At 38.8% G+C, this 12,627-nt stretch carries 10 protein-coding genes; 2 read left to right on the top strand and 8 right to left on the bottom strand.

The features are described 5' to 3' along the window. Window positions 1-281: 281 nt before the first annotated feature. From lldD to gmk, 6 genes are all read right to left on the bottom strand, one after another. A complete protein-coding gene (gene lldD, locus ACPT8O_RS05140; protein ID WP_021035422.1) occupies window positions 282-1,427 on the bottom strand; it encodes an FMN-dependent L-lactate dehydrogenase LldD in 1,146 nt (381 codons plus the stop codon). A 210-nt stretch (window positions 1,428-1,637) separates the two neighbouring features. Further along, window positions 1,638-2,447 carry a glutamate racemase gene (murI, locus tag ACPT8O_RS05135; RefSeq protein ID WP_021035423.1) on the bottom strand — a complete coding sequence of 270 codons (810 nt, stop codon included), beginning with the start codon at window positions 2,445-2,447 and terminating at the stop codon, window positions 1,638-1,640. A gap of 30 nt (window positions 2,448-2,477) precedes the next feature. Beyond that, window positions 2,478-4,559: an ATP-dependent DNA helicase RecG gene (gene recG / locus ACPT8O_RS05130; RefSeq protein ID WP_021035424.1), complete on the bottom strand. Its 2,082-nt coding sequence runs from the start codon at window positions 4,557-4,559 to the stop codon at window positions 2,478-2,480. Further along, a complete protein-coding gene (spoT, locus tag ACPT8O_RS05125) occupies window positions 4,556-6,670 on the bottom strand; it encodes a bifunctional GTP diphosphokinase/guanosine-3',5'-bis pyrophosphate 3'-pyrophosphohydrolase (RefSeq protein ID WP_021035425.1) in 2,115 nt (704 codons plus the stop codon). The genes recG and spoT overlap by 4 nt, the downstream gene beginning before the upstream one ends. A 419-nt stretch (window positions 6,671-7,089) precedes the next feature. After that, window positions 7,090-7,356, bottom strand: coding sequence for a DNA-directed RNA polymerase subunit omega (gene rpoZ, locus ACPT8O_RS05120; protein WP_021035426.1), 267 nt, complete (start codon window positions 7,354-7,356; stop codon window positions 7,090-7,092). Between the two features lie 62 nt (window positions 7,357-7,418). Beyond that, window positions 7,419-8,045, bottom strand: coding sequence for a guanylate kinase (gene gmk, locus ACPT8O_RS05115; protein ID WP_021035427.1), 627 nt, complete (start codon window positions 8,043-8,045; stop codon window positions 7,419-7,421). Window positions 8,046-8,295: 250 nt separating this feature from the next. Here gmk and gap point away from each other — a divergent pair, with 250 nt between their 5' ends. Both gap and ACPT8O_RS05105 read left to right on the top strand, forming a co-directional pair. Then, window positions 8,296-9,315 carry a type I glyceraldehyde-3-phosphate dehydrogenase gene (gene gap, locus ACPT8O_RS05110; RefSeq protein WP_021035428.1) on the top strand — a complete coding sequence of 340 codons (1,020 nt, stop codon included), beginning with the start codon at window positions 8,296-8,298 and terminating at the stop codon, window positions 9,313-9,315. Window positions 9,316-9,507: 192 nt separating this feature from the next. Continuing rightward, window positions 9,508-11,307 carry an AMP-dependent synthetase/ligase gene (locus tag ACPT8O_RS05105; protein WP_021035429.1) on the top strand — a complete coding sequence of 600 codons (1,800 nt, stop codon included), beginning with the start codon at window positions 9,508-9,510 and terminating at the stop codon, window positions 11,305-11,307. Window positions 11,308-11,343: 36 nt separating this feature from the next. Here ACPT8O_RS05105 and ACPT8O_RS05100 read toward each other — a convergent pair whose 3' ends face one another. Next, window positions 11,344-12,129 carry a Cof-type HAD-IIB family hydrolase gene (locus ACPT8O_RS05100; protein ID WP_021035430.1) on the bottom strand — a complete coding sequence of 262 codons (786 nt, stop codon included), beginning with the start codon at window positions 12,127-12,129 and terminating at the stop codon, window positions 11,344-11,346. 17 nt (window positions 12,130-12,146) lie between these two features. Continuing rightward, complete coding sequence (ybeY, locus tag ACPT8O_RS05095) at window positions 12,147-12,611, bottom strand: rRNA maturation RNase YbeY (RefSeq protein ID WP_041175359.1); 465 nt, start codon at window positions 12,609-12,611, stop codon at window positions 12,147-12,149. Window positions 12,612-12,627: the final 16 nt, after the last annotated feature.

Here is a 12,627-nt window from a genome sequence, read left to right as displayed (position 1 = left end):
AAGACTTCAAAATTAAAAAATATTTTTAAAACAAGTCAATCAACAAGTGCCCACACAGATTGTCTGATATATTGTTAAAGAGCAAAAAAGAACGACGCACGTGGAAACTTAAAAACTTCACAACAGTGCGTCGTTGTGTGCGGTGCATTATAGGGATTTTAAAAACCCTTGCAAGTACTTTTTACAACAATTTTTGAAAAACTCGACCGTTTGTTGAAAATACATACGCAAAATACATAATTCCGCCAACAAACGGTTGATTTTTGATCTCAATTTATAAATTAAAGTTTACTTAGATCAACTAAAGCCTCTGGTTTAATATCAGCAATGGTACGATTGCTAGTTAATGTCATCGCTACACGCATCTCTTTTTTGAAAATGTCTAGCATATTTTCAACACCTTGGCGACCTGCTGCCCCTAAAGCATAAACAAATGCTCGACCTAACATTGTTGCGTCTGCTCCTAATGCCAACATACGGACTACATCTAAACCATTGCGAATGCCTGAATCGGCAATAATTTTAATATCCCCTTTCACTGCATCAGCAATCGGTGGTAACGCTTTTGCACTTGAAAGCACGCCATCTAACTGACGACCACCGTGGTTTGACACCACAATACCATCAGCCCCGAAACGCACCGCATCTTTTGCATCTTCAGGATCAAGAATCCCTTTGATCACCATCGGACCTTCCCAAAACTCGCGAATCCATTCTAAATCTTTCCACGAAATCGACGGATCGAAATTCTCTGTGAGCCAACCAATATAGTCATCTAAGCCAATTTGTCTACCCATATAATTAGAAACATTGCCCAAAGTGTGTGGTTTTCCTTTAATACCTACATCATATGCCCAGAATGGATGCGTAAAGCCTTGCAAAACACGGCGAATTTCTTTGTAAGGACCACTCATTCCTGAGTGCATATCACGATAACGCGCACCTGGTGTTGGCATATCTACGGTGAACACCAAGGTTGAACAGCCCGCAGCCTTCGCACGCTCAAGAGCATTTTTCATAAAGCCACGATCTTTTAATACATAAAGCTGGAACCACATCGGGCGTTTAATCGCTGGCGCAACTTCCTCAATCGGGCAGATTGACACGGTTGAAAGGGTAAATGGCACGCCTTTGTTATCTGCCGCTTGCGCTGCTTGCACTTCCCCTCGGCGCGCATACATTCCGCACGCCCCAACTGGTGCAAGAATAGTTGGCATTGAAAGTTTTTCGCCGAATAATTCTATACTGGTATCCAATTCAGACATATCTTTTAAGACACGTTGTCTTAAAGCAATATTTTCCAAATCACTCACATTACGCGCAAGTGTTTGCTCGGCATAAGAACCGCCATCGGCATAGTGGAACATAAAGGGAGGAACACGGCGGCGTGCCGCTTCACGATAATCGCTAGCTGATGAAATAATCATTTTTACCTCTTATTAAATAAAATAGTGAGAAACCCGATAGGTATTGTAACACTATTTTAACAAATTAAATAAAAATCATAATTATTTTGAGAACTAGATCACAATTTATTTTAAAAAAGTGACATATAGAAAAGATCTGGATAGAAAATTACCTATGAAATTAGGAAAAATTGTGAATTTATCAATATCACACCATTAATCTATTAACTTTTAATCTATTTTGATTACTTCCAAAAATTCAAATCCCCATAGATGTAAAGATTTTTTGAATTGATCTTCTTCGGGAAAATGTGCGGTGCAAAACATTTGATTATATTTTTCATTTTGCGCTTGTAGACTTTTATCATTGAGTAAATATTTTATCCGTTTAGCAATCGCTGCGCTCGGATCCATAAAATATTTAACTTGTGGCAAGCATAACTGAATTTCATCTCTGATTAATGGGAAATGGGTGCAGCCTAAAACTAATGTATCCAAATCTGCCATATTTGCCCACGGAGATAATTCATCTTTTAAGCTAATTAGATCAATGGAATGACCACGAATTTTTTGCTCCGCAATTTCGACTAATTTTGTTGATCCCAATCTCTCCACAACACAATCTTGCGCAAATTTATCAATTAAATCATCGACATAATGACGCTTTACAGTCCCTTTCGTCGCCAATAAACCAATATGTTTTGTCTTTGTCATCTCTGATGCAGGTTTAATCGCTGGTACAGTGCCAATAATAGGAATGTCAAAATTGGCACGCAACGGTGGAAGCACAACAGTACTCGCTGTATTGCAAGCAATCACAATTGCATCTAATGGATAACGTTGATTGATCAGTTGGCAAATCGCTAAAGTACGATGAATGATACTTTCTTCTTCACGTTCTGAATAAGGGAAGCCAGCATTATCAAAGCAATAGAGATAGTGCCAATTTGGTAATAATTTTTTGGCTTCACGATATACGCTAAACCCACCCACTCCAGAGTCAAAAAAAAGTACAGTGGGGCGTTTTTCTTTTTTATCCATTTAAAACTCTTTGAAAATTGGACCGCACTTTTAAGCGTTCGAGTAAATCTCTTTATTATTTAACCAACGGCGAATCAGACTTTCTGCTAAATCTGGGTATTTTTGGATAAGTGATTTCGCATAAAATTGCACCGTTGGTATCATTTTTCTATCTCGCATTAAATTTGCTACTCGCAATTCAGCGATGCCCGTTTGTTTCGTTCCAAGCACTTCACCTGGTCCGCGAATTTCTAAGTCTTTTTCCGAAATAACAAACCCATCTTGGCTATCTCTTAGCACTTGCAAACGTTTTTGCGAAACTTTACCTAGTGGGGGCTTATACATCAATACACAAAAAGAAGCCGTGCTGCCTCGCCCCACTCGCCCTCGTAACTGATGAAGTTGTGATAAACCTAAACGCTCTGCATTTTCGATAATCATCAAACTCGCATTCGGAACATCAACACCCACTTCGATTACTGTCGTCGCGACCAATAAATCCAATTCTGCATTTTTAAAACGCATCATAACATCTTGTTTTTCTTGTGGTTTCATTCTCCCGTGAACTAAACCAATATTTAACATAGGTAATGCTTTCGTTAAATCTTCCCAAATCGCTTCGGCAGCTTGAGCTTCTAAAACCTCTGATTCATCAATTAACGTACACACCCAATAGGCTTGACGTTTTTCATTAACACAAGCGTTTTTTACACGCATCACAATTTCAGCGCGACGTTCTTCAGAAACCACTACGGTTGTTATCGGCGTACGGCCTGGAGGCAATTCATCAATAATTGATGTATCCAAATCTGCATAGACGGTCATTGCCAACGTTCTTGGTATCGGCGTGGCCGTCATAATTAACTGATGGGGATAAAATCCTACTTTTTCGCCTTTCTCACGCAACATTAATCGTTGATGCACGCCAAAACGATGTTGTTCATCAATAATCACTAATGCCAAGTCAGAAAACTCGACTTCTTCTTGGAATAAAGCGTGCGTCCCCACTACCATTTGCACCGCACCAGTTTTAATTTTTTCAAGCTCTGCTTGTCTTGATTTTCCTTTTACTTTACTGGCCAACCAACCAACTTCAATACCGAAAGGCTCAAACCAACGTCGAAAATTATTCGCATGCTGTTCTGCTAATATTTCTGTTGGCGCCATTAAGGCGACTTGTTTGCCGTTATCAATTGCCGTTAAAGCAGACAATGCGGCAACCAATGTTTTTCCCGAGCCGACATCCCCTTGCACTAAGCGCATCATCGGATAATCTTTGATAAGATCTTGTTCAATATCCGACACGACTCGCTTTTGCGCATTAGTGGGTTGAAATGGCAAAGTGGCTAAAAATCGCTGTTTCAAATCTGTTTGATAATGTAGCGGTAAAGCAGAAAATTGCTGCGTTCCTAACCGCACTTTTTGCATAGCAAGATTATGCGCCAATAATTCTTCAAAAATTAATCGTTGTTGTGCAGGATGCTTACCTTGCTCTAACATTTCTAATGAAATGTCTGGCGGCGGACGATGCAATAATCGCAATGCTTCTTTTAAGCTATATTGATGTGGGTTAAATTCATTAGGCAAAATTTCTGCAATCTGAACTTTGTCGAGTAATGCCAAAGCCTGATCCGTTAATTTTCGTAATGAATTTTGTTTTAGCCCTTCCGTCGTGGAATAAATCGGCGTTAGTGTTTCTTCCAATACAATAGGCGCGTTATCTCGCACAATTTGATATTCTGGATGATGAATTTCTGGCATATGGCGACCACGTTTCACTTCGCCAAAAGCCTTTACTCGCACTCCTACTTGAAAACTATTACGCATCCCCGCATTAAAATTGAAAAAACGTAATATAATTTTCGATGTACCGTCTGACAAACTGACCGATAAAATCGGACGGCGACCAAAAGCGACTTCACAGGTTTGTACAATTCCTTCAATGGTAAAATATTGTTCGGGGCGAAGATTAGCGATTGGCGTAATTCGCGTACGATCTTCATAGCGAATAGGTAAATGAAAGAGTAAATCTTGCAGGTTATGAATGCCGATTTTAGCCAATTTATTAGAAATGGCAGCCCCAACACCAGAGAGGCTGGTCAAAGGGACGGCATCGAGAAGCTCAAGGTTCATAGCTCGTTAATATTACGTTTGACATTAACAACGCCAGTAATGCCTTTAATACGATGAACAATATTGGCAAGGTGTTTAATATCTTTTACACAAACTTGCAAAATCACAAGCAATAAATTGCTCTCTAATTCTTCCGTCCAAATATTTTGGAGGCTGCTTTCGCTCGCAGAAATTGCGGTCATTAAACTCAACAAGGCATTTTGTTCGTTCAATATTTCAATTTGCAATTCTGCCTCAAAACTTACCGCACTTTGAGCATTATCCCATTGAGCCAAGGACTGGCGACGAGCATTTTTTAAATTAGCACAATGTTGATGGTGTACCATAACTGTGTTTTCTTGTGTACGACATCCCACAATAGGATCGCCCGGGATTGGATGGCAACATTGAGCAAATTGGGTTTTACCCACTTGCATTGGTGTAATAGTGAGCGTTTTTGTCTCAAATTCAAGATTCTTTGTTTCCACAACTTCAAGAGGAACGCCCACAAATTGATGCGCAATTACGGTGGCAGACTGATTACCTAAACCAATTTCTCGTAATAATTCATCTAAAGAAGAAAGTGCTAAAGCATCTAATACAGTGCTAATTTGTTGAATAGAAAAATCGCCTAAATTATGAGGCTGTAATGCTACATTAAGCTCTACTTCGCCTAATTTCACGGCATCTTCTTCACAGCGTTGTTTAAGATAATGACGAATCCGTGTTTTCGCACGAGCTGTTACCACAAAATTTAACCACGCTGCTTTAGGATACGCATTTGGATCGGTGATGATATTTACCGTTTGACCAGACTTAAGAGCTTGTGAAAGCGGATAAGGTTTATGCTCAACAGTCACGCCAACACAAGTATTCCCCACATCTGAATGTACGGCATAAGCGAAATCCACTGCCGTTGCGCCCATTGGCAACTCAACAATTCGACCTTTTGGGGTAAAAACATAAATCTCTTTAGGAAAAAACTCTGATTTTACATTCTCAATAAACTCAAACGAATTACCTACACTTTGTTGAATTTCGACCAAACTTTGCAGCCAGCGTTGTGTACGAATTTGTGCGGTTGTACTGTCGTTTTTACCATTTTCTTTATAAACCCAATGTGCAGTAATGCCCATTTCGGCGACTTGTTCCATATCCTCAGTATGGATATGAACTTCTACGGGGACACCTTTCGGCCCAATCATTGAGGTTTGCAAAGATTGATAACCATTTGCTTTAGGCACAGCAATATAATCCTTTACTCTGCCAGGGCGTGGCTTATAAAGATTATGCATTTGTCCCAAAACGCGATAACAATCATCCACATTTTTTACAATCACACGGAACGTATAAATATCCATAATAGAGTGGAATTCTTGATCCTTTATGCGCATTTTTTGATAGATTTTGTAAAGGTGTTTTTCACGCCCCCATACTCGGGCAAAAATTCCTGCGTTTTCTAACCGTACTTTAATCTCTTGTGAAATACGTTCGATTAAGTCTTGTCGATTACTCCGCGCCACATCAATGAGTTTTTTCAACACTTCATAGCGATGGGGATACATTGCTTGAAAAGATAAGTCTTCTAATTCATTTTTGATATGCTCAATACCTAAACGATGAGCAAGCGGACAATAGATTTCAAGCGTTTCTTTCGCAATACGGCGGCGTTTATCTGGTCGTAACGCACCAAGCGTGCGCATATTATGCGTGCGGTCAGCAAGCTTGATTAACACAACGCGAATATCACGCGTCATCGCCAAAATCATTTTGCGAAAATTCTCGACTTGTGCCTCTTGGCGAGTACGAAATTTCAACTTATCGAGTTTTGATACACCATCTACAATTTCAGCCACACTGGTACCGAACTCTTCTTTCAATTGTTCTTCCGTATAAGGTGTATCCTCAATAACATCGTGCAAAAGCGCAGCCATTACCGCTTCGTGATCTAAATGTAGTTGAGCAATAATGGAGGCTACCGCCACTGGATGGGTAATATAAGGTTCGCCGCTAGAGCGAAATTGCCCTTCGTGCGCATCCTTTGCAATCACAAACGCACGCTTGATGAGTTCAATTTTATCTGCGGGCAAATACCCTTGAATAATTCGATCTAAATCCGCAAACAGTTCCAAAGGAGACCTACTTATCGTTGAAAAATATCGCCTAGGGCAATTGAAATGTTACCCTTTAGGTAAGACAAAAGTTCCCCAAAGGAGAACTACTATAACTATGATCAACCGTGGGTATACCTACCCACAGTTACAGAATATAGTCTAGGGTAAGTATACCCTAGCTTAACTAAATATTACCCCTTTGGGGTAGAAATTACGTTCCCCAAAGGGGAACAACTATAACCATAATTAACCGTGGATATACCTACCCGCGGTTACAGAATATCGCCTAGGGTAAGTATACCCTAGTTTAACTAAATATTACCCCTTTGGAGTAGAAATTAAGTTCCCCAAAGGGGAACAACTATAACCATAATTAACCGTGGGTATACCTACCCACGGTAAAAATACCTTTATTTTTTACCGCACTTTTTAAAAGATTATTCTGTAATTAATGCAACAGCTGCTTCTTCCGTTTCTTGCACTTTAGCCATTTCTTGGAACTCTTTTGCATCCATAATATCTTGATTAATCAAACCTTTTTCGATTTCACGCAATGCAATAACTGCTGGTTTGTCATTATTTTCTGGCACTAACGGCGCACTTTGGTTAAGTTGTAATTGTCTTGCACGACGCGCAGCCGTTAAAATTAAATCAAAACGGTTACCAATTTTTTCTACTGCATCTTGCACAGTAACACGAGCCATAATTTACTCCGATTTGTCAAAAATTACTCTATTGAAAGGGCGTCATAATACTCAATTTCGCCTTATTTGGCTAGTAGCTGTTGAATTAACATTGCATTTTGTTTTTGCTGATAATTTTTGGTTAAGCGTTCTGCTTGCAAAATACTTTGCAAATCTTTTAATGCTTTCTCGAAATCATCATTCACAATAACATAATCATATTCGTCATAATGCGAAATTTCACTTATCGCTTTTGACATTCGTTCAGCAATAACCTCTTCACTATCTTGCCCACGACCAATTAAACGACGTTCTAATTCAGGCAATGAAGGCGGTAAAATAAAAATGCTTTTTACTGAAGGCACTTTTTTACGGATTTGTTGAGCTCCTTGCCAATCAATATCTAAAAATACATCAATGCCTTTTGCTAAATTTTCTTCAATCGCAGGTAAAGAGGTTCCATAATAATTTCCACCAAAAACTTTGGCATATTCTAGAAATAAATCTTGCTCAATGAGTGATTCAAACTCTTCTTTTGATACAAAATAATAGTGTACGCCTTCAACTTCACCAGGGCGTGGAGCACGGGTCGTATGTGACACAGAAACCATTTTTTGAGTTGAACTATCTGATGCCAATAACGCAGAAATTAATGAAGATTTTCCTGCGCCACTTGGTGCAGACAAAATATAAAGATTACCTTGAGACATAGATCATTTAACCTTTTCTAACAATTTCAGTCTATTATGCAGATTTCTCTATAAAAAATCATCAAAAGTGCGGTGATTTTTTACGGTACTTTTTCATTCTAATGATGATTTGATATAGATCACAAAAAAGTAGTAGGGTTATAGTTTTATAAAAATGCTCGTGCTATACTCTACAACACAGTCTTACTGAGTAAGTAGTATTACTCAAAGCGAACAGATTTGTTTAACTTAAATAAAAGGTGAAAATCTTATGGCAATTAAAATTGGTATTAACGGCTTTGGTCGTATCGGTCGTATCGTATTTCGTGCAGCACAACACCGTGATGACATCGAAGTTGTAGGTATTAACGACTTAATCGACGTTGAGTACATGGCTTATATGTTGAAATATGATTCAACTCACGGTCGTTTCGACGGCACTGTTGAAGTGAAAGATGGTAACTTAGTGGTTAATGGTAAAACTATCCGTGTCACTGCAGAACGTGATCCAGCAAACTTAAACTGGGGTGCAATCGGTGTTGATATCGCTGTTGAAGCGACTGGTTTATTCTTAACTGATGAAACTGCTCGTAAACACATCACCGCAGGTGCGAAAAAAGTTGTATTAACGGGTCCATCTAAAGATGCAACCCCTATGTTTGTTCGTGGTGTAAACTTCAACGCATACGCAGGTCAAGATATCGTTTCTAACGCATCTTGTACAACAAACTGTTTAGCTCCTTTAGCACGTGTTGTTCACGAAACTTTCGGTATCAAAGATGGTTTAATGACTACTGTTCACGCAACGACTGCAACTCAAAAAACTGTGGATGGCCCATCAGCTAAAGACTGGCGTGGCGGCCGCGGTGCATCACAAAACATCATTCCATCTTCAACAGGTGCGGCGAAAGCAGTAGGTAAAGTATTACCTGCATTAAACGGTAAATTAACTGGTATGGCTTTCCGTGTTCCAACGCCAAACGTATCTGTTGTTGATTTAACTGTAAACCTTGAAAAACCAGCTTCTTATGATGCCATCAAACAAGCAATCAAAGATGCAGCTGAAGGTAAAACTTTCAATGGCGAATTAAAAGGCGTATTAGGCTACACTGAAGATGCTGTTGTTTCTACTGACTTCAACGGCTGTACTTTAACTTCTATATTTGATGCAGAAGCAGGTATCGCATTAACTGATTCTTTCGTTAAATTAGTATCTTGGTACGATAACGAAACCGGTTACTCAAACAAAGTATTAGATTTAGTTGCTCATATCTACAACTACAAAGGCTAATTAAAACTTTGCAAAAATTAACCGCTCTTCGGAGCGGTTTTTTATTATCTAAAATTTAATTTACGATCTAAAAATGAACAAAGGATCACTAAGAATAATTTAAAACAATCAATATTCTTCTAGCTTTTATTCCTACTTAAGATTATATTAGCGAACAATTGTTCGCTCAATAAAATCAAAAATAGGGTTAATATGAATCTCGATCTCCATTTTGTTCATCGTATTCAACAACAAGCCAAAACTCGTGCAAATATGACCGCACTTCGCTATAAAGAACGAGGCTTGTGGCGAGACATCTCTTGGAAAAATTTTCAAGAACAACTCAATCAACTTTCTCGTGCATTGCTTGCTCACAATATTGACGTACAAGATAAAATCGCCATTTTTGCCCACAATATGGAACGTTGGACGATCGCTGACATTGCGACCTTACAAATTCGCTCAATCACAGTACCTATTTACGCAACCAATACAGCCCAGCAAGCAGAATTTATCCTAAATCACGCCGATGTAAAAATTCTATTCGTCGGAGATCAAGAGCAATACGATCAAGCATTGGAAATTGCTCATCATTGTCCAAAATTACAAAAAATCGTGGCAATGAAATCCACCATTCAATTACAACAAGATCCTCTTTCTTGCACTTGGGAAAGTTTTATTGAAACAGGTTCAAACGTACAACAAAATGAACTAACCCAACGCTTAAACCAAAAACAATTATCGGATTTATTTACGATTATTTATACCTCTGGCACAACGGGAGAGCCTAAAGGTGTTATGTTAGATTATGCTAATCTCGCGCATCAATTAGAAACGCACGATCTTTCACTTAATGTGACAGATCAGGATATTTCACTTTCTTTCTTACCCTTTTCGCATATTTTTGAACGAGCTTGGGCGGCTTATATTCTTCGTAGAGGTGCAATACTTTGCTATTTAGAAGACACCAATCAAGTGCGGTCAGCTTTAACAGAAATTCGCCCAACTTTAATGTGTGCCGTACCACGTTTTTACGAAAAAATTTATGCCGCCGTATTGGATAAAGTTCAAAAAGCACCAAAACTTCGCCAAATAATGTTCCATTGGGCAATTTCCGTAGGACAAAAACATTTTGATTTACGTGCGAATAACAAAGCTATTCCGTTCTTATTGAAGAAACAATTTGCTTTAGCGGATAAATTAGTACTCTCAAAACTTCGCCAATTATTGGGTGGGCGTATAAAAATGATGCCTTGCGGAGGAGCAAAATTAGAACCGGCTATTGGGTTATTTTTCCACGCCATTGGTATCAACATCAAATTAGGCTATGGCATGACAGAAACAACCGCAACCGTTTCTTGCTGGCATGATTTCCAATTTAACCCAAATTCAATCGGCACACTCATGCCAAAAGCGGAAGTTAAAATTGGGGAAAATAATGAAATCCTCGTGCGTGGCAAAATGGTAATGAAAGGCTATTACAAGAAGCCAGAAGAAACGGCTCAAGCCTTCACAAAAGATGGTTTCTTAAAAACTGGCGATGCGGGAGAGTTTGACGAACAAGGCAATTTATTTATTACCGATCGTATTAAAGAATTAATGAAAACCTCAAACGGCAAATATATCGCGCCACAATATATCGAAAGCAAAATCGGTAAAGATAAATTTATCGAACAAATTGCGATCATCGCTGATGCGAAAAAATATGTATCTGCACTGATTGTGCCTTGCTTTGATAGTTTGGAAGAGTACGCTAAACAGCTCAATATTAAATATCATGACCGTTTAGAATTATTAAAAAATTCTGACATTCTGAAAATGTTTGAGCAACGTATTAATGCGGTGCAAAAAGAATTGGCCCATTTTGAGCAAGTAAAAAAATTCACGCTACTTTCTCAAGCATTTAGCATCAAATTAGGCGAAATTACACCAACATTAAAATTGCGTAGAAAAGTGATTTTGGAACGTTATCGCAAGCAAATTGAAGCAATGTATCATTCACAAGAAGCATAACCAAAAGGCTCTCAATTGAGAGCCTTTCTTTTCTAATTATTCAGGAAACTTTTCTTCTAAAATCAATGCAAGTCCATCTTCATTATTGGTTGCCGTAATCACATTTGCCACTTGTTTAATTTCATCTGGCGCATTTCCCATTGCCACTCCAAGCCCTGCGTGTTGTAGCATATCCAGATCATTAAAATTATCGCCAAATGCAATCACTTCATTGGTCTGTACGCCAAAATAATCTTCCAAAAAACGCACCGCACTTCCTTTGGTTGCATTCTTGTGCATTACCTCTAAAAAGTTAGCATGGGAACGACAAATACTCAGATGTGGAAATTTTTCCTTTAAAATAATTTCAATATCAATGATTTCTTCTGCTTCCCCAATAATTTGGATTTTATGCGGCGAACCTGTTGCTATTTCATCAAAAGGATGAATTTCAATTTTGGTGACGCTGCGTTCATAAATCACCCATTTATTTTCTACATCACGAGCATGGCAATCATTATTTGTATAATAATTCACGCCAAGCAAAGGGTGATCCGCCAAAACGGTATTAATGTCTAAAATATCCGTTGGATCGATTTGTACGCTATAAATTGGTTCAAAATGTTGATTTAAAATAAGCGCACCACTAAATGCAACAAGCACATTATTCGTTTCAAGCTGTTTCCAATAAGGCAAAATGCCTAAAGGAGAACGCGCCGAAATTGGCACAAAAGGAATGCCATTCGCCGTTAAACGCTTAATCGCCGCAACAGTTCGGGAGGAAATGGTATGTTGAGAGGTTAATAAGGTGCCATCAAAATCACTAAATACTGCTTTATACATCATTACTCCGAATAAAATTATTTCTCTGCTAGATAAGGATCATCAAAGCCTAATCCTTGCATAATTTGGGTTTCTAAACTTTCCATTTCTTCCGCTTCATCGTCTTCAATATGATCATAACCGAGTAAATGTAAGCTGCCATGCACTACCATATGCGCCCAATGTGCCATTAATGGTTTATCTTGTTCTACGGCTTCTCGCTCCACGACTTGACGACAAATAACAAGATCCCCTAGCAACGGCAACTCCACTTCATCGGGGCATTCAAATGGAAATGAAAGCACGTTAGTCGGACGATCCTTGCCACGATAAGTTAAATTTAATTCGTGGCTTTCGGCTTCATCCACAATACGAACCGTCATTTCGACTTCATTGTCCTCAGGCTGAACAGCCGCCGTTGCCCACTGCACAATTTGTTCTTCTGCTGGTAAACCCTCTATATTTTCTGTGGCAATTTGCAAATCAACCAATATACTTCCCATTTTACTCTCCTAAATT

Origin of the sequence: Haemophilus sp. HN_Hi08 (assembly GCF_049824455.1) — a bacterium.
GTDB lineage: Bacteria > Pseudomonadota > Gammaproteobacteria > Enterobacterales > Pasteurellaceae > Haemophilus > Haemophilus influenzae_D.
The sequence above is the reverse complement of the archived record's forward strand: the minus strand, read 5'-3'. Positions and strand labels throughout refer to the sequence as shown.